At 50.8% G+C, this 17,353-nt stretch carries 16 protein-coding genes; 3 read left to right on the top strand and 13 right to left on the bottom strand.

Going from position 1 to position 17,353, the window contains the following annotated elements:
* Positions 1-75: 75 nt before the first annotated feature.
* From MUB23_RS01870 to MUB23_RS01855, 4 genes are all read right to left on the bottom strand, one after another.
* On the bottom strand, positions 76-1,005 hold the full coding sequence (locus tag MUB23_RS01870) for an AEC family transporter (protein WP_244798488.1): 930 nt from the start codon (positions 1,003-1,005) through the stop codon (positions 76-78).
* Positions 1,006-1,015: 10 nt separating this feature from the next.
* A complete protein-coding gene (locus MUB23_RS01865) occupies positions 1,016-1,945 on the bottom strand; it encodes an AEC family transporter (protein ID WP_244798487.1) in 930 nt (309 codons plus the stop codon).
* Between the two features lie 140 nt (positions 1,946-2,085).
* Positions 2,086-4,341 carry an ATP-binding cassette domain-containing protein gene (locus MUB23_RS01860; protein ID WP_244798486.1) on the bottom strand — a complete coding sequence of 752 codons (2,256 nt, stop codon included), beginning with the start codon at positions 4,339-4,341 and terminating at the stop codon, positions 2,086-2,088.
* A gap of 245 nt (positions 4,342-4,586) precedes the next feature.
* Positions 4,587-6,467 carry a thiamine pyrophosphate-binding protein gene (locus tag MUB23_RS01855; protein ID WP_244798485.1) on the bottom strand — a complete coding sequence of 627 codons (1,881 nt, stop codon included), beginning with the start codon at positions 6,465-6,467 and terminating at the stop codon, positions 4,587-4,589.
* Between the two features lie 287 nt (positions 6,468-6,754).
* Between MUB23_RS01855 and MUB23_RS01850 the strand changes: the two genes are divergently transcribed.
* A complete protein-coding gene (locus tag MUB23_RS01850; RefSeq protein ID WP_244798484.1) occupies positions 6,755-7,654 on the top strand; it encodes a LysR family transcriptional regulator in 900 nt (299 codons plus the stop codon).
* Between the two features lie 97 nt (positions 7,655-7,751).
* On the opposite strand, the gene MUB23_RS01845 is transcribed toward MUB23_RS01850, so the two are convergent.
* Genes MUB23_RS01845 through rsxC form a run of 6 tightly spaced genes read right to left on the bottom strand, consistent with a single transcriptional unit; the run spans position 7,752 to position 12,942 of the window.
* Positions 7,752-8,543, bottom strand: a complete 792-nt coding sequence (locus tag MUB23_RS01845; protein ID WP_244798483.1) for an RnfABCDGE type electron transport complex subunit B — start codon at positions 8,541-8,543, stop codon at positions 7,752-7,754.
* A 16-nt stretch (positions 8,544-8,559) separates the two neighbouring features.
* Positions 8,560-9,153: an electron transport complex protein RnfA gene (locus MUB23_RS01840; RefSeq protein ID WP_244799025.1), complete on the bottom strand. Its 594-nt coding sequence runs from the start codon at positions 9,151-9,153 to the stop codon at positions 8,560-8,562.
* Between the two features lie 17 nt (positions 9,154-9,170).
* Positions 9,171-9,971, bottom strand: a complete 801-nt coding sequence (gene rsxE, locus MUB23_RS01835; protein ID WP_244798482.1) for an electron transport complex subunit RsxE — start codon at positions 9,969-9,971, stop codon at positions 9,171-9,173.
* A 14-nt stretch (positions 9,972-9,985) separates the two neighbouring features.
* Positions 9,986-10,606 carry an RnfABCDGE type electron transport complex subunit G gene (locus MUB23_RS01830; RefSeq protein WP_244798481.1) on the bottom strand — a complete coding sequence of 207 codons (621 nt, stop codon included), beginning with the start codon at positions 10,604-10,606 and terminating at the stop codon, positions 9,986-9,988.
* The gene (locus tag MUB23_RS01825; protein ID WP_244798480.1) at positions 10,607-11,533 is read right to left on the bottom strand and encodes an RnfABCDGE type electron transport complex subunit D; all 927 of its coding nucleotides are present in this window, start codon (positions 11,531-11,533) and stop codon (positions 10,607-10,609) included.
* Positions 11,530-12,942: an electron transport complex subunit RsxC gene (rsxC, locus tag MUB23_RS01820; RefSeq protein ID WP_244798479.1), complete on the bottom strand. Its 1,413-nt coding sequence runs from the start codon at positions 12,940-12,942 to the stop codon at positions 11,530-11,532. The genes MUB23_RS01825 and rsxC overlap by 4 nt, the downstream gene beginning before the upstream one ends.
* A 566-nt stretch (positions 12,943-13,508) precedes the next feature.
* Here rsxC and MUB23_RS01815 point away from each other — a divergent pair.
* Together MUB23_RS01815 and MUB23_RS01810 are read left to right on the top strand one after the other, a co-directional pair.
* Positions 13,509-13,811, top strand: coding sequence for a hypothetical protein (locus MUB23_RS01815; RefSeq protein WP_244798478.1), 303 nt, complete (start codon positions 13,509-13,511; stop codon positions 13,809-13,811).
* Between the two features lie 418 nt (positions 13,812-14,229).
* Positions 14,230-14,586: a transposase gene (locus tag MUB23_RS01810; RefSeq protein WP_244798477.1), complete on the top strand. Its 357-nt coding sequence runs from the start codon at positions 14,230-14,232 to the stop codon at positions 14,584-14,586.
* Positions 14,587-14,795: 209 nt separating this feature from the next.
* Here MUB23_RS01810 and MUB23_RS01805 read toward each other — a convergent pair whose 3' ends face one another.
* From MUB23_RS01805 to MUB23_RS01795, 3 genes are read right to left on the bottom strand one after another with little or no spacing between them, the layout of a single operon-like run.
* A complete protein-coding gene (locus MUB23_RS01805) occupies positions 14,796-16,049 on the bottom strand; it encodes a nucleotide sugar dehydrogenase (RefSeq protein ID WP_280515591.1) in 1,254 nt (417 codons plus the stop codon).
* A gap of 39 nt (positions 16,050-16,088) precedes the next feature.
* Entirely contained in the window at positions 16,089-16,310 is a 222-nt protein-coding gene (locus tag MUB23_RS01800) for a hypothetical protein (protein WP_244798476.1), read from the bottom strand.
* On the bottom strand, positions 16,307-17,341 hold the full coding sequence (locus MUB23_RS01795) for an acyltransferase family protein (RefSeq protein ID WP_244798475.1): 1,035 nt from the start codon (positions 17,339-17,341) through the stop codon (positions 16,307-16,309). Before MUB23_RS01795 ends, MUB23_RS01800 begins: the two co-directional genes overlap by 4 nt.
* Positions 17,342-17,353: the final 12 nt, after the last annotated feature.

Here is a 17,353-nt window from a genome sequence, read left to right as displayed (position 1 = left end):
CTGTTTTATCGTAGCATGGCAAAACTCATTCGTCCAATGTTCTTTCCACATGAAACGCAGCTCTTTCTCCCATAATTATAACAACAGCAAAAGCAGCGGAATCGTGATCACACTGAGCAGCGTCGAAGAAAAAATCACTTTGACGGCCATCGGAGTATTGGAGTGGTACTGCTCGGCAAAAATCAGACATAAGGAAGGCGCAGGCATCGCAAACAAAAGCATTGTCACGCCGCAGACCACCTGGTTATCCCGCCAGGGCAAAAGTTTCAGGCCGGCAAAGACCAAGAGCGGCACCACCACCAGGCGCACCACAGATACGGAAAGCGCGTCTTTATCCTGAAAGAGAGAGACAAAGCTTCCCGCGGCCATATTTAAGCCGATCACAAACATGGATAGCGGCGTGGTCATCTGCCCAAGAGAACGGACCACGGCCGCGACCGGCTCCGGCATGGCGATCCGGCCCACAAAGAAAACCAGTCCCAGCAGGATCGCCACATTGATCGGCGTAAACAGCATCTTTTTCCACGGGATCTTTCTCTCATCTGCGGAACTCAGGCAAATCATCCGGACGCCGATGCTGAAATTCAAAATCGTGAAGGCCAGGTTCAAAATCGAGGCCAGAAACAAGCCATCGTTGCCCCATACGGCCTGGGCCACCGGGAATCCCATGAAACTGGCATTGGTAAACGTGGCGGCAAAAAGCCAGACTCCTTTTTTCTGCTTCGGCACCCGGAACAGCTTTGCCAGCAGATACGCCAGTCCGATCGACAGAAACAAAAAACCAAAGCCAAGACATAGAATCAGAATGGAATTCTCCAAAAGCGCCAGATCAAATTCCCGCAGCATGGAAGCAAATATACTGGCCGGAAGGGTTACGGAAATCAGAAGACTGGATAACTCCGAGGAAAGCTTCTCCGAGACCACACCGAATTTGCCTGCTGCAAATCCCACTCCGATCATGGCAAAGATTTCTACGATATTGACTACGACCACCGAATAGTCCATCTTTCTCCTCTCACAAAAGCAGCAGCATCAGCGGGATCGTCACGATACAAAGCAGGCTGGACAGGAAAATTTCTTTCCCCGCCATCTCGCTGTTTCCTCCGTAGGTCTCTGCCAAAATCAGCACCACCGACGGGGCCGGCATGGCCAGAATCACCAGCACAACGCCGGGAATTAGACTGCCTTCCCCAAAAGGAATCAGGCGCATCAAAAGCCAGGCCACAAATGGCATGCCGATGAGCCGCAGAAAAGTTGAAGTGAAAGCGTCCTTTCCCCGGAACAGATCGCTGGTCTTCCCTTTCGCCAAGCTCAGGCCGATCAAAAACATGGAAAGGGGAGTCGTCACGCCGCCAAAATAATTGACCACTGCCATCACTGGGGAAGGGATCGAAATCTGAGTCAGGAAAAAGAAAAGTCCCAATACAATGCTGATATTGATATTGCTGACCAGAATCTTCTTCCACTGGATCCCGCCCTTTTGCTGGGAATCCAGGCAAACCATCTTCACCCCCAGGCTAAAGACCAGGACGTTGAAGGACAGGTTCATGATACAGGCTAAAAATAAGCCTTCCTCACCAAACAGGGCCAGCACAATGGGAAAACCCATAAATCCAGTGTTGGAAAAAGTGGAGCCCAGCATCCAGATTCCCCGGTTCCCCTCCGCCACGCGGAAGGGTTTGACCAACAAGTAGGAAAGCAGGGCGCTAAGCAAGAAAAAGAAAAAGCCCAGTCCCAGGATAATCCCTGCGTCTTTTAACAAACTTGGCTCATAGCTTCGAATGAACGAGGCAAAGATCGTGGCTGGAAGGGTGATTTTCATCAGAAGGCTGGATAAATCCTTGGACGCCTCCTGGGAGATTACCCGGCACCGCCCTGCCACATAGCCCACCGCGATCAGTGCAAATAATATCAATAAGTTGGTCCAAACAACCCCATAGTCCATTCCCATTCTCCTCTCAAATTCCGGCCTGAAACAGTTACCGGCTCCCTCTCCTGCCGGTGCGGTTTCTACTCTGAATTGCCGCCGGATTTCCATCTTGCCGGTGCGGTTTCTATTTTTTGAATTGCCTCCGGCCAATCGCCCTATTGGATCTTTAGGCTGGCTTCCAGAAACTTTCTCGTCACCGACCGGCCGCTCATCAGCATCTCCTGGGGGGTTCCGGCGAACAGCAGATCTCCGCCGTCCATGCCGCCTCCCGGCCCCAGCTCCACAATATAGTCAGAGTCCTTCATCACATCCAGACTATGCTCGATCAAATACAGTGTATTTCCCTGATCTACCATCCGGTTAAACAAGATCATCAGCTTCCGCACATCATCCAGGTGCAGGCCGTCGGTCGGCTCATCCAGCACAAAGACCGCACTTTTCCGGTAAAGCTGACTGGCAAGTTTCACACGCTGAAGCTCTCCTCCGGATAGCGTGGTCATCGCCTGATTCAGATGCAGGTAACCGAGGCCGACTTGCTCCAGGGAAATGAGCTGCGGCAGAAAATCTTCGCCGGCAAAAAACTCGATGGCCTCCTCCACGGTCAAATCCATGACTTCCGCGATGTTTTTCCCCTGGTAACGATACCCCAGTATCTCCTTGGCATACCGGGTTCCATGGCAGACATCGCAGACCGTCTCGATGGAATCCATAAAGGACATGTCGGAGACAATCACGCCTTTGCCACCGCAGGCCGGGCAGGCGCCTTTGGAATTGAAGGAAAACAAGGTATTGCTGACGCCGTTTGCTTTGGCAAACAGCTTCCGGATCGAATCGGAGATATCCAGGTAGGTGGCCGGTGTGGAGCGCAGGTTAATCCCGATATTTTTCTGTCCGATGAAGATGACCTCTTCTCCGCAGTGGGAACAGAAATACTCCATCAAAGAACTCTTCCCGGAACCAGCGACCCCGGCGATTACGGTCAGCACGCCTTTCGGCAGATCCACCGTCAAATTCCGCAGGTTATGCAGGTCCGCCTGCTCCAGGTGATAGAATCCCTTGGGCCCACGTACCTGGGTTTTCAGTGCTCCGCAGTGATGCAGCATCCGCCCGGTGATGGTCCCGGAGGATTTCAATCCTTCGTAGTCCCCCTCGTACATAATCTGTCCGCCGTGACTTCCGGCCATGGGCCCCATATCCACGATGTGGTCCGCCATGGCGATAATCTCCCGGTGATGCTCCACAATCAGCACAGTATTTCCATGGTCCCGGAGGCGGCGCAGGGAAACCTTTAGCCGGTCGATATCCTGGGGATGCAGCCCGACGCTGGGCTCGTCCAGCACATAGACCATATCCGTCAAAGCCGAATTGATGTACTTGGCAATCTTGATCCGCTGGGCCTCACCGCCGGAAAGCGTTCCGGTTCCGCGGCTTAAGGAAAGATAACCAAGACCGATATTCTGCAGCGCGCCCAAACGCTTCAAGAGCTCCCGTCGGATGTCCTGGGCCAAAGGAGCGTCAATGTTCCGGATAAACTCGATGGCGTCCGGGATCGCCATATCGACCACTTCCGCTATATTTTTGCCGTGAATCTTACAGCTCCTCACCCGGTCATTCACTCGGGATCCGCCGCACTCCGGGCAGACAAAGGTGGACACCATGGTATCCAATACTTTCTGCTGGCGTTTTCCCTCCTTGGTTGTGATGATGCTTCGATACATTCTGGGATAAAGGCCTTCAAATTTGGCCGATTTTGGCCAGTTGGACGGAGGGTTTTTCAGCCGGATCTGAGGAGAATGAAGGAATAAATCCAATTCCTCTTTGCTGTAATCCTTAATCTTTTTGTTCAGATCAAACAGCCCGCTATAGGCGTAACGCTTCCAGCGCCAGGCCCCGGTGGTAAAGGTCGGGAAATGAATGACATCCTCATCGTTCAGGCACTTGTCAAAGTCCACCAGCTTATGAATGTCCAGATCCGTCACCATACCCAGGCCATCGCAACGCGGACACTTTCCGGCCGGATGATTAAAGGAAAAGCTGTCGGAATACCCGACAAAAGGCTCTCCGATCCGGGAAAACAGCAGCCTCAGCAGAGAATAAATGTCCGTATAAGTCCCGACGGTGGACCGGGTGTTGGCCGCCGGCTTTTTCTGGTCGATCACAATCGTCACCGGAAGATTTTCAATGCGCTCCACCTCCGGACGCCCATATTTCGGCAGATACTGCTGCACAAAGCTTGGAAAAGTCTCGTTCAATTCCCGGCGGGACTCGGCGGCGATCGTATCCAGACAGAGCGACGATTTTCCCGAACCGGAAACGCCGGTAAATACAGTGATTTGTTTTTTCGGGATTTTCAGAGACACATTTTTCAGATTGTTCTCGGAAGCTCCGAAAATCCGAATATATTCAGGCATGGCTTCTACCTCCTGCATCTATAATTCCGGAAAATAGCATACCACATTTCCATTCAATCCGCAATGAAACGCAGAATCAACCGAAAAAAAGCCAAAAAGAATTGCCATTTTGGGGACCTGAACTCCAGAGAAAGTGCTCCCCTGGAAGGCCCCTTGCCCATACCGGGCCAAAATGGCAATTCTTTGCTTAATTTCTAACTATCATCAATTTATTTTGCAGTCATTTTACCAGGGAACCGAAGGCATCAATCCGCCTGGGAGCGAACAACCTCAGCGGCCTTGCCGCCCATCTCGTCAGCGAATTTCAGACGTCCGTTGCACACATCTACGGTCTCCTTCTTCGTGTAGATATCGTTGATGTTCCACACGCCAGGAGTCGGTACTGCGATGTTCTCCATCGGCACGTCGATCAGATAAGGCTCGTTGCACTCCAGGGCTTCCTTCAGAACCTCGGCAAACTCGTCCGCACTTGCGATCTTCTTCGCCTTGATCCCGTAACCACGGGCAATCGCTGCCCAATCCGGGCTGTAGGACTCCCAAGACTGACGGAAGCTTCCCTCTGCGTCAGCCGGGCGGATCTTGAATTCCGTTCCCAGATGCTGCGGGCAGCTCTCCTTCTCATTGGTGTAATGCAGTCCTTCCAGGCCAGCGATGGTTCCGAATGCGCTGTTGTTCATGACGATCCAGATCACCGGGATTCCCTGCTCTTTCGCCGTAGCGATTACGCAAGGGTTGGCAGCGCCGAATCCGCCGTCGCCGGTCAGCGTCAGTACCACGCGCTCCGGAGCAGCCAGCTTCGCGCCCAGGATTGCGCCTGCGCCGAATCCCATGGTCGCAAGTCCCGAAGGATGGTTGATCGCGCCCGGTACGGTAATGTCATACTGCTGAGCAACTCCGTTCTTGTTCCAGCCCACATCGGTGAAGATCAGGGCGTCTTCCGGTACCAGCGCCTTCACGTCTCTCAGGATTCGCTGAGGCGTCATCGGGAAACGGCCGTCGTCGCAGATCGCCTGATTCTCTTTCTTAAAGTTCGCCTTGAAGTCCGCAATCTCTTTGCGCAGCTCCGGATGGCTGATTCCTTCCGGCTTCAGCTCCTTCGCCGCTTCCAGAATCTGAGCCAGGGCATGCTTCAGATCTGCCACAGCACCGATCATTACCGGATAGTTCCGTCCGATCTCGGTGGGGTCGATGTCGATCTGCATGAACTTGGTGATGCTCTGGTTAAAGGTTACTCCCTTGTACCAGGAAGAGCTGTCGGCTTCTGCCATGCGGCTTCCCAGGATCAGGATCCGGTCTGCCTTTGTGGTCTTCTCATGGGTCAGCTCAAAGCCCCAGAATCCGGTCTGGCCCAGCATCAGCGGATGGTTGTCCGGAATACAGCTCTGGCCCATCAGGGTACGGGAAACCGGGATATCCAGGAATTCCACCAGGGCAGCCAGCTCATCGGATGCCTGCGCCAGCAGTACGCCGCCGCCTGCATGGATGACAGGATTCTTCGCCTCGATCAGCTCCTTGGCAATCGCTTTTGCGGTAGCCGGATCCAGAGCGGGCTTGATGGTCTCGTGAGAGTCCATGTATGTGCGCTCCCAGCAGTCGGTCTCGATTTCGCGGGAGAACATATCCATCGGCACGGAGATCAGAACCGGGCCCGGACGGCCGGACTCTGCCAGACGGAACGCCTTATCCATGATTTCCGGGAAGGCTTCCGGACGGTCCACTCTCCAAGCTCTCTTTACGAAAGGCTTGTAGATGTCGTACTGGGATCCGTCGCAGTGCATGTTGACTTCCTGGTGCGGATGCTTGCCGTAGTAGTAGCTCGGCACATCGCCGGCGATGACTACCATGGGAATGGAGTCAAAAGCGGCGTTGGCAACGCCGGTGGTGGCGTTGGTCAGGCCCGGCCCCAGGTGGCAGATCATCACGCCGGCCTTATGGGCAACACGGGCATAGCCGTCGGCTGCGGTGGCTGCGATCTGCTCGTGGCGGACGCTGATGTATCTCAGGTTCTTCGCGCGGCTGAAAGCATCCAGCATAGCGATGACCGTATGTCCGCAAAGACCGAAGACATAATCGACGCCTCTGCGCTCCAAATAATCAACGAGCTGGTCAGAAACTAACTTTTTCATAGAGAAGTTTTCCTCCTTGCAAGATAAAGTTTACTTGTTTGATTTCGTATCTTATTTGTAACACATTTTTTCCGGCGAATCTAATGCTATCTTTTCAAAAAAATCAGCGATTCTGTCATAGGATGCGCATTCTTCAACTATTTTTGCTGTATTTTTCATAGATAGCGGCTTTTCGAACCATACCGCCTCTTTTCTGCGCGGTTCCATTCCCCAGGGCTTTCCTATCGGTTGATTATTTCGGCAAAAAGCTTTATACTAAAGAATAAATGGGAAACGGAGGTGCTGCTTTGAATTTACAGCAATTATACTATTTTAAAACCATCGCCGAGCTGGAGCACTATACAAAAGCTTCGGAGCAGCTGAATGTCTCCCAGTCCCGCCTGAGCCATGCGATCAACGACCTGGAAAAGGAATTGCAGGTGACGCTGTTTGTCCACAGAGGCCGCAATGTAAAGCTGACCCGCTGCGGCGCTTTTCTGTTGGAGCACGTAACCCAGTCGCTGGACAGTCTGGACCGGGGCTTAGAAAAGCTGGCGGATTTCGTAAATCCGGAAACGGGAAACATCGCCTTAAGCTACCTGGGATCTCTCTCCAAGTTTGTGACCTTTGTCATCTCCCGCTTTTTTGAGGAGACCGGCAAAGTGCAGCTTCATTTTCAGTTTGACCAGACCGTGACGCAGAATATTGAAGCCAGTCTGATGGAAGGGAATACGGATATTGCCTTTACGACTCCCTTTGACAACAAAGAGATCGAATCCGTGCTGATCGGAAGCCACAAAACCATGCTGATCGTCTCCCAGGATCATCCGCTGGCGGCGCAGGATTCCGTGGACCTGACGACTTTGGCCGGGGAAACTTTTGTCACCTACAGTCCCCAATGCCAAATCCGCAACCATGTCAATGAGATTTTCCGCACGGTGGGGATCTCCCCGAAGATCTCCTTCGAGGCCTTATATGATTCCATTGTCCTGGGCCTGGTCTCCGCCAATCTCGGCGTTGCCCTGGTGTCGGAAGCGGTGGACGTCACCAACTGCCACATCAAGGCTCTGACCATTGAAAATGAAATTCCAAACCGGGATATCCATATGGCCTGGGTCAAGGACCGCTATATGACTCCCGCGGTCAAAAGCTTCCGGGATTTTGTTGTGGAAAAAGGGATGCTGCTGGATGAATATAAGAAATGCTAGTCCTGGTTCCCATGACCGGGAATCAGAAAAAACTCAGACAAAGAAAAGCTGCTCTGAGATGGCTCAACCATCCGCGGAGCAGCTTCTTCTTATCTAATTAACTAATCACCTTCACCGGACACTTCTCTGCGCATTTCCCGCAGTTGGTGCACTTCTCCGGATCAATCGAGGCCAGGTTGTTGGTAACCGTGACCGCGCCGAATTCGCAGTTTTTCTGGCAGATGCCGCAGCCAATACAGCCGGCCGCGCAGACCGCCTTCACAGCCTTGCCTTTTTCCCGGTTGCTGCACTGCACCAGATGCTCCGCCTTGGCTGGAACCAGAACAATCAAGTTCTTCGGGCAGACTGCCGTACAAGCACCGCAGGCCACACATTTTTCCTTGTCAACGACCGCCACGCCGTTCACCACGTGGATCGCATCGTATTTACAGGCATTCACGCAGGAGCCAAAGCCCATGCAGCCAAAGTTACAAGCTTTATCCGTGCTGCCGGGAATCATCGAAGCCTTCTGACAGTCCTGAATCCCGAAATACTGGGACTTCATCTCGGTCTTATCACAGGTTCCCGCACAGCGGACAAACGCCACCTTCCGGTCTCCCACTTCCACCGAAACACCGAGGATTTCGCCGATCGCCTTGGCGTTCTCCGCACCGGCCGGTGCGCAGACGTTCGGAGCCGCGGTTCCGGCCACCATAGCCTCCGCACAGGCGTCGCATCCGGCAAAACCGCAGCCGCCGCAGTTACTTCCGGCCAGGTGCTCCCGTACCTGTTCCACCCGCTCATCCGTCTCCACAGCAAACTTTTTGCCGGCCACTCCCAGGAGCAGACCGATCAACAGGCCGACGCCGCCCACGACAGCGACTGCCAATAGAATCATACTCGCATCCATGTTCGTCTCCTCCTTCTTAAATCACGCCGGCAAATCCGCAGAAGGCGATGGCCATCAGACCGGCCGTAACCAGAACGATGGGCTGCCCGCGGAAGGAGCTGGTAATATCGTTGTTTTCAATTCTCTCCCGGATCCCTGCCATCAGGACAATGGCGATACAAAATCCGGCCGAAGTGCCGAGTCCGTTGACAATGGAAAATACCATCATCTTGCCGCCGGTGTAGTCGGCATACTTCTGCACGTTCAGCAGCGCCACGCCGAGCACGGCGCAGTTGGTCGTGATCAGGGGCAGATAGATGCCGAGGGCATTGTACAGAGATTTCATCATTTTCTTCAGGATCATTTCCACCAGCTGAACCAGGGCCGCGATGACCAAAATGAACACGATTGTATTCAGATAGGTCAGATGGGCCGGTTCCAGAATCAGCAGATAGATCGCGCTGCAGACCGCCGATGCGATCGTGATAACAAATATAACGGCTGCGCCCATGCCTGCCGCCGTCTCCACTCTGCGGGAAACGCCGAGGAACGGACAAAGTCCCAGGAACTGGCTGAGGATAACATTGTTGACCAGAGCCGCTCCTACGAGCAGTAAAATCAATTCACCAATCATCTTCTCTTATCCTCCTATTCCTCAGTCTTCTTGATCGAGGCTGCTTTCGCCGCCTTAGCTGCTTCTGCCTTTGCCGCCTTCTCGGCAGCCTTCTTCGCTTCCTGCTCCGCCTTCGCCTTCTCGATGATCTCTTTGTTGCTGACAAAAAGACTTCCGGCGCACTTGGCGCAGTTGCCGCCGCAGGCAATCGTATCGCACCCCTGCTCCGTATTGGTTGCGCTGGGCGCTTTAAATTTGTTCTGCAGCGCCGTCAGGACCGCCAGGACAAAGAATGCACCGGGCGCCATGATAAAGATGGCCGCCGGGGTATAACCAGGGATCTTGGTCAGCACTTCAACGCCGAACAGAGTGCCTGCGCCCAGGAACTCACGGACCAGGCCAATGATGGTGATGGCGCCGGTAAAGCCGAGGCCCATGCCAATGCCGTCAAAGAAGGAAATCACCGGACCGTTCTTGCTGGCAAATGCCTCTGCACGGCCAAAGATGATGCAGTTTACAACGATCAGGGGAATATAGATCCCAAGTGCCTCATAGACATCCGGCACAAATGCCTGCAAAAGCAAATCTACGACCGTTACAAAAGAAGCAATAATCACAATAAACGCGGGAATACGCACCTTATCCGGGATAATATTCCGCAGCAGTCCGATAAACAGATTGGACATCATCAGAACCGCCGTCGTCGAAAGGCCCATGCCGATCCCGTTGATGGCGGAAGTCGTTACCGCCAGGGTCGGGCACATGCCCAGCATCAGGACGAAGGTGGGATTTTCTTTGATGAGTCCGTTGGTTAACGCAGATAAATATTTTTTCATCTTATCCTCCCTCCTTACTTTCCTACGCCGATGCACTCATAGGCGAAATACAGGCCCGCATTGACAGCGCCGGTCACCGCCTTGGTGGTGATCGTCGCGGAGCTGATCGCGTTGATTTCATCGTCGCCGGCATCGCCGGTTTTTACATAGGTCAGTTCCTCGGACTTCTTTCCGGCGAACTGGCCTTTGAAGGTATCCTTCGCACAGTTGGCGCCCAGGCCGGCCGTCTCGCTGTTGGAGATAATCTCCAGGCCGGTGACGGTGCCGTCGGTGCCAATCCCCAGGGACATATTGATATCGCCGCCATAGCCGTTGGCTGTGGTGATGTCGAGGGCATAGGCGATTACATTGCCGGAAGCATCCTTGGCAGGTCTGGCATCGTTGATCTCAATGCCCTCAAAGCCTTTGTCCTTCAAAGCCTGGGAGCTCTGCTCCACGATGGCCTTCAGGTCCGCATCCTCCGGGATGGAGGCGGCTTCCTGGCAGACTTTTTTATAAGCCGTTTCCTTTTTCAGCTGATTCTGTTCCGCAATCCGATCCTTGGTGATCTCATTGACGATCCCCAAAAGGGCGCTCAGAACCACAGCGATGACAAACAGGATCATGGCATTTTTCAGAATCTTATCCGATTTCATTTATTTACCCTCCCTTCCAAAAGCCTTGGGAAGCGTAACTTTTTCAATCAGCGGCACCAAAATGTTGCCGATGATGATGGCAAAGGAAACGCCCTCCGCCATATTGCCGAAGGTACGGAAGATACCGGTCAGCAGGCCCAAAAGAACAGCAAAAAGGATACGCCCCTTCGGAGTGATCGGGCTGGTCACATAGTCGGTCGCCATAAAGAATGCGCCGAGCATCAGACCGCCGCCGCAGATCTCGCAGGCAAGGTAAGTCAGATCAAAGCCATGGCCGCCGAACAGCAGCATGAAGACGGCAAAGGTTCCGATGTAGATAACCGGAATATCCCAGGTGATCACCTTGCGGACGATCAGAAACAGGCCGCCGATCAAAATTAAGGCCGCCGAAGTCTCTCCGATCACACCGGGGGTGAATCCAAAGAACATGTCTGCCAGATTCGTGGTCTCACCGGCTTTTAACGCCGCCAGAGGCGTCGCTGAAGACACGCCGTCCACGGCAAAATTATTCATCAGACCGGCGAAGGCCAGGATCAGGAAACACCGGGCGCCCAGCGCCGGGTTCATGAAGTTCTGGCCGATTCCGCCGTAGAGCTGCTTCACAATGATAATTGCGAAGGCTCCGCCGATGATCGGAAGCCAGATCGGAACTGTGGGGGGCAGGTTAAGGCCCAGCAGCAAACCAGTCAAAACCGCACTGTAGTCCCGCACGGTCAAATCCTTTTTCATTGCTTTTTCCCATATGTATTCGGAAGCAACGCAGGTGGCCACGCTGACCAGAACAATCACTCCCGCATACCATCCAAAATGATAAATACCGAAGGCGGTGGCCGGAATCAGGGCCAGGATCACGTCCAGCATCAGATTGCTGGTGGTATCCTTGCTTACCGCATGGGGATTGGTCGATACATGAAATAACTGACTCACGCCTTCTCACCTCCTTCTTTCTTCACGTCGGCCTTTGCTTTCGCCTCGGCCTCCGCTTTCGCAGCCTGAGCGGCTGCCTGGGCTTTTCTTCTGGCGTCCTGTACGGCGCGGCGGCTCTGCTTGAAGGCCTGAGTCAGGCGCAGTTTCGCCGGGCACACATAGGTGCAGGCCCCGCACTCGAAGCACTCCATGCCGTTCAGTTTGGCAAAGGTGTCAATATCGCCGCGGGTCGAACATTCATACAGTTTCTGAGGCACCAGACGGCTGGGGCAGGCGGCGACGCAGCGGCCGCAGCGGATGCAGTGGGTGCTCTCATACTGGGAAACCGGATCTTTCTCCATGCAAAGAAGCGCAGAAGAAATCTTGGTCACCGGGACATCCAAACTGGTCTGAGCCTGGCCCATCATCGGTCCGCCCGAAATCACCTTTTCCGGCTGGCATTTGAAGCCATCCACATATTCAAGAAGTTCGCTGTAGAGTGTGCCCGTTTTGACAATCACATTTCTGGGTTTGTTGACCGCATCGCCGGTAACGGTTACAACACGGCGCATCAGTGGGGTAGATTCACAGACGGCGCGATAGATCGCAATCACAGTGTCACAGTTGTCCACAATACATCCGGCGTCAGCCGGCAGCATGGAAGAATTGATCTTGCGGCCGGTGCACGCATAGATCAGCTGGCGCTCAGAGCCCTGAGGGTACTTGGTCTGAAGGACCTGTACTTCAATCTTTGGTTCATCCTTTACCTTTTCTTGAAGTAACTTGATGGCGTCCGGCTTATTGTCCTCCACGGCGATCACGCCTTTTGCATTTGGGAATAAGCTGACAATCACGTTCAGTCCGCCGATCAGACGGTCCGGCTCCTCCAGCATCATCCGGTAATCGGACGTCAGGTAAGGTTCGCATTCCGCACAGTTGGCAATGATAAAGTCTATGGCATTGTCATCCTTGGGAGTGATCTTAACGTGGGTCGGGAATCCTGCGCCGCCCATGCCGACCACACCGGCATCCTTCACAGCGGCTCGAATCTCTTCCTTTGACATTTTGGTGTAGTCCCTTTTCTCTCCGACGCCGGGAGCTGGGGTATACTGCCCGTCGTTTTCGATCACAATGGATTCCACCATGGCGCTGCTGGGCGTGAGCCGGGGCTCAATCGCCTTCACCGTGCCGGATACTGAGCTGCAGATGTGAGCGGATATAAAGCCAGAAGCCTCTCCGATCCTCTGCCCCATCAAAACCTTGTCGCCGACTGCGACGACCGGACGTGACGGAGCGCCCAGATGCTGCTGTGCCATCGGGAACACAAGATCACCCTTTGGCATAACAGTCAAGGTCGGCAGATCCTTCGACAAATCTTTCCCGTCATAAGGATGAACGCCGCCTTTAAATGTTCCTGTTCCAGTACTCATCTTCTACTCCTTTCTTCCTGTCCCCCCTCCTCCAACCATATATGGGGACAGTATTTCATATATCTTAATTATAATAATACAGTTTTTTCGTTTTTACAAGTATTGTTTTAAAATTGTCAAACGTTGTCGATTACCCAGATTTTGGCTTATTCTCGTGGTTTTTTGTGCTTGATTTTAGATGGGTAATTATAAATGTCGCACAATTTAGAGGTGAGGTGGGGTGGCAAGGGGGAATTGGGTGAGGGTGGAAGAATTTGAGGGGTGATTTAGTTTATGTGGGAAGATAAAAGATAATCCTATAAGATGAGACAAAGTGAGCCCGTATAAGAAATTTTGCAGTTTTCTGGCTCACTTTACTATTTCTATTTTTTTCCATGCGGTTTTCAAAGGAACGATTTCTACCATTATCTGATCTTAAATCCAGAGATCCAAGGGCTGCTGTCTCTCATTGTACTTTTTTTATCATGCTTTCTTTTACTGAAAATATAAGGAATCTCGGCCCTTTTTGATGTAAAATTAAATCACCACAATCAAATCTTACTAAACAAAAATGGAAGAGATCCCCTATGCCTAATTTTACTGTAAATACTTACATTTTGAAACGGAAAATTTTTTCTTTTTCTAATAAGATTTCCAAACTTCTCCCTAAACCTGATCGTAACTTTGTCGCTGATATCATTTACGGCATGCTCGCTTCCGGAAGCTGCCTGCTGACTGATGTTGTCGATCAACTCCATGAACCTTCCAATAAAATCAATGTTGTTGACCCGCTGTCCAGATATCTCAAAAAGGGTACCCCTAACCAGATTGTGGCATCTTACCTTCGCGAAGTGAAGAAATGGGTACCGAAAGATCCTCATCCATATTGATGACAGCGATGTTGTAAAGCCGGACAGTTATAAATTCTAGACCCTCGGTTTCGTTCGGAACGGCTCCGAAAGCTCCCCTTCAAAGAGCGTTTACAAAATCGGTAAATTCATTCACCTTCCAGGCGATGGGGCGGGGCGCTGCCCTGTTTGGAAAGGCAACAGTTGCCATGGATCAGGGGGTATGATGACAATAAGATGTTCCTGAAGATGGATGATCTTGGTCAGTACTATGTCATCCATCTCAACTCCAACCGCAAACTCCTGCGTCACAACAAATGGACCACCGCCACCGAAATGTGTAACCGAAGAAAAGGCAAGATCAAAACAAATTTACCTTGTGCTGGTTTACGGCATTACGGATTTTCCAATGATGCTTACCACCAATTAAGAAACCATTTCCAAAGAAGATGTGGTCAAAGTGGCAAAGATCTACTTTGACCGCTGGAAAATCGAGGAGTATTTCCGTTCTAAAAAGCAGTCATTCCAGTTTGAAAGCTTTCAGGTGAGAGAACTCAAAACAATCGACGCCTTGAATTTTCATATCACCTTATGCCTGGCCTTCCTGGCTATGATTTCCATGAAACCGGAAACAAAAGCCTTAAAGGTTGCAATTATAGAATCAGCAGCTCCAATAAAAGAAAAAGTTTTCTTCTGCTATTACTGGCTGGCCAACGGCATCCGAGGTATATTTTCGTATGCAAAAGAAGGCGTCAGGCTATGGCTTCGGACAAAACGCCCGTCATACCGTCAACTTTGCCTTAAGCTGGTCGTTTAGATAATAGAAGAAATACGTCTCCCAAAGTCCGGTTCCGATGGGGCTTATTTAAGTGTCTCTAATCGTAGATACCATCCATCATAGATTTCAAAAATCAGACGGATTGGGACTTTGGGAAGATTTATTTATTTTGAAATTATATTTTACGGAAACTCAAGGAATTCCTTGCTGTCGTCAGAGCGTCAAGCCGAAGCCTATCTGTAGAATTTTCAATCTCTGCCAAATTGGTCTCGTGTATAAACTTTTTCTTTCACATCGTCCAAATCCGCCGCATGATATCTGTTCGCAATAATCACTTGTGACCTTCTCTTAAACTCCGCGAGATCATTCACGACCTCACTGCCGAAGAATTTTACACCATCTTTCAGCGTTGGTTCATATACAATCACAGTTACACCTTTCGCTTTTATCCTTTTCATCACGCCCTGAATCGAACTCTGCCGAAAATTGTCGGAATTGGACTTCATCGTCAATCGATACATGCCGATGACAACCGCTCTCTCCTTACTCTCATTCCATCTCTCACTGCTCTCGTAGAAGCCTGCCATCTTGAGTACCTGGTCAGCAATGAAGTCTTTCCTCGTCCTGTTGCTCTCCACGATAGCTTCAATTAAATTCTCCGGCACATCTGCGTAGTTAGCTAATAATTGCTTGGTATCCTTGGGCAGGCAGTATCCACCATAGCCAAACGAAGGATTGTTGTAGTGCGTTCCAATACGCGGGTCAAGACACACACCTTCTATGATTTTTCCTGTGTTCAGCCCTTTCAACTCAGCATAGGTATCCAGTTCGTTGAAGTAGGAAACGCGCAGGGCGAGGTATGTGTTAGCAAACAATTTGACCGCCTCCGCCTCAGTAAAGCCCATGAAGAGGGTATCGATGTTTTTTTTAATTGCCCCCTCCTGCAGCAGCTTCGCAAAGGTATGAGCGGCATCAGTCAGCTTTTCGTCGTTTTCGTCTGTACCCACAATAATTCTGCTCGGGAACAAATTATCGTAAAGTGCCTTGCTCTCCCGCAGAAATTCGGGACTAAAAAGGATATTCTGCGTATTATACTTTTTGCGAACCGACTTAGTGTAGCCTACGGGAACAGTGGACTTGACTGCCATAATCGCGTTTGGGTTTACTTTCAGCACAAGTTCGATTACCGCTTCAACCGCCGACGTATCAAAGAAATTCTTTTTGCCGTCGTAGTTGGTGGGTGCGGCAATTACAACGAAATCCGCGTTTTTGTAGGCTGATTCGCCGTCCAGAGTGGCAGTTAGGTCAAGCTCCTTTTCGGCGAGATACTTCTCTATGTAATCGTCCCATATGGGCGATTTTCTATTATTGATCATCTTCACCTTTTCGGGATCGATGTCCACCGCGGTGACAGTATGGTGCTGTGCCAATAACGTGGCGATGGACAAGCCCACATAGCCGGTTCCTGCTACGGCGATTTTCAGGCCTTTAAAATTTCTCATACATATTTCTTCCTCTCGGTAATCATTTGATTTTAACTCTCAACTGATAATCTCGCTATACAAATCCCTCGTATAGATCTTATCCTTGGTGTCATACAGCGCTGCGTCAGAACTGTTTGCGACAATTACGTCGCTTTTCTTCTTAAACTCATCTAGATCGTTTACTACCGCGGAGTTAAAGAACATGTTGCTGCCCTCCAACGTTAGCTGGTAGATGATGACCGGGATGTCCTTGGGCAGACAATAGCATACGTAAATCATTTTCCAATTAACACTTTCAATTTTGTATTGCCGATCAGCTTCCCAAAACCAAACAGGATAGCTATAGTAAAAAGCAGAATCGGGACCTTGGCGATGAAACCTCCAACTCCAATTAAGTCCAAGCCCTTCGTCACAGCTAGAATTACAAGCTGATTCAAACACAGATACACAATGGAATTCTTTCCTATGTTCTTTAACCATCTACCTATAACCGGCACAAATCTGTTCAAGAACTGCTCCAAATACCTTGACAGATTCCACCCAGCCACTGTTGCCCCCAAAGCATTAATCCAAAATGGAAGATACCAACCATAGTTTCCAGTTCTCATATTAATCTTTGGACTGACCATGATAAGAATTGTAAAAATCACTCCCATCATCAACGACGGCCAAATTTTAAGATTCAACACCTTCTTTGCTTTTGTTTTTCGAATCATCCTTGCAATGTGGAAGACGCCAATCCCAACAAATGCGGCATCAAGTGCCCATGGAAGCCTAAAGGGGAAGATTATCGTTGCCAACATTCCGATCACAGTTAAAACCACAACTGCTATATGCAGTTTCCAGCTACATTCCAGAATTCTGTTAAGCACGATATAGATAGCCTCAATAAAGAAGATAGCTGTTAAAAACCACATCGCACCAGGGATGGGTGAAATCCCAAAAGTTCCGCTCTCAATCGGAATCTTGTAAGTGTTCTCTGTCAAGATATGTAACAGTGTCTGAGCATTGCGGTACTCTGGTATATAAATCAGAAGAATCAGCCATTGGACAATCTCAAAAAAGAGATATGGCACGAGCAGACTATTTACCTTTTTCTTAATCTGTACTCCGACAGAAACACCTTCTCGGCTCCTATAAAACCATCCTGAAACAAAGAAAAACATAGGCATATGGAAGGCATGAATCCACTTATCAAAATGGTTCCCATACTTGATATGCCCCATGATCATTAAAATAATGCCAAAAGAACGGAATAAATCAATATATTCTACCCTTCTTTCCTTGCCTGCCAATGGATTGCCAGCCATGGTATCTCCCTT

The organism is Cuneatibacter sp. NSJ-177 (assembly GCF_022867805.1).
Taxonomy (GTDB): Bacteria; Bacillota; Clostridia; order Lachnospirales; family Lachnospiraceae; genus Pseudolachnospira.
The sequence above is the reverse complement of the archived record's forward strand: the minus strand, read 5'-3'. Positions and strand labels throughout refer to the sequence as shown.

What these genes read in the sequence shown, in the direction of transcription:
- MUB23_RS01870 (WP_244798488.1), bottom strand. Translation starts at nt 1,005, where the DNA reads ATGGACTATTCGGTGGTCGTAGTCAATATCGTAGAAATCTTTGCCATG.
- MUB23_RS01865 (WP_244798487.1), bottom strand. Translation starts at nt 1,945, where the DNA reads ATGGACTATGGGGTTGTTTGGACCAACTTATTGATATTATTTGCACTG.
- MUB23_RS01860 (WP_244798486.1), bottom strand. Translation starts at nt 4,341, where the DNA reads ATGCCTGAATATATTCGGATTTTCGGAGCTTCCGAGAACAATCTGAAA.
- MUB23_RS01855 (WP_244798485.1), bottom strand. Translation starts at nt 6,467, where the DNA reads ATGAAAAAGTTAGTTTCTGACCAGCTCGTTGATTATTTGGAGCGCAGA.
- MUB23_RS01845 (WP_244798483.1), bottom strand. Translation starts at nt 8,543, where the DNA reads ATGGATGCGAGTATGATTCTATTGGCAGTCGCTGTCGTGGGCGGCGTC.
- rsxE (WP_244798482.1), bottom strand. Translation starts at nt 9,971, where the DNA reads ATGAAAAAATATTTATCTGCGTTAACCAACGGACTCATCAAAGAAAAT.
- MUB23_RS01830 (WP_244798481.1), bottom strand. Translation starts at nt 10,606, where the DNA reads ATGAAATCGGATAAGATTCTGAAAAATGCCATGATCCTGTTTGTCATC.
- rsxC (WP_244798479.1), bottom strand. Translation starts at nt 12,942, where the DNA reads ATGAGTACTGGAACAGGAACATTTAAAGGCGGCGTTCATCCTTATGAC.
- MUB23_RS01815 (WP_244798478.1), top strand. Translation starts at nt 13,509, where the DNA reads ATGCCTAATTTTACTGTAAATACTTACATTTTGAAACGGAAAATTTTT.
- MUB23_RS01805 (WP_280515591.1), bottom strand. Translation starts at nt 16,049, where the DNA reads ATGAGAAATTTTAAAGGCCTGAAAATCGCCGTAGCAGGAACCGGCTAT.
- MUB23_RS01800 (WP_244798476.1), bottom strand. Translation starts at nt 16,310, where the DNA reads ATGATTTACGTATGCTATTGTCTGCCCAAGGACATCCCGGTCATCATC.
- MUB23_RS01795 (WP_244798475.1), bottom strand. Translation starts at nt 17,341, where the DNA reads ATGGCTGGCAATCCATTGGCAGGCAAGGAAAGAAGGGTAGAATATATT.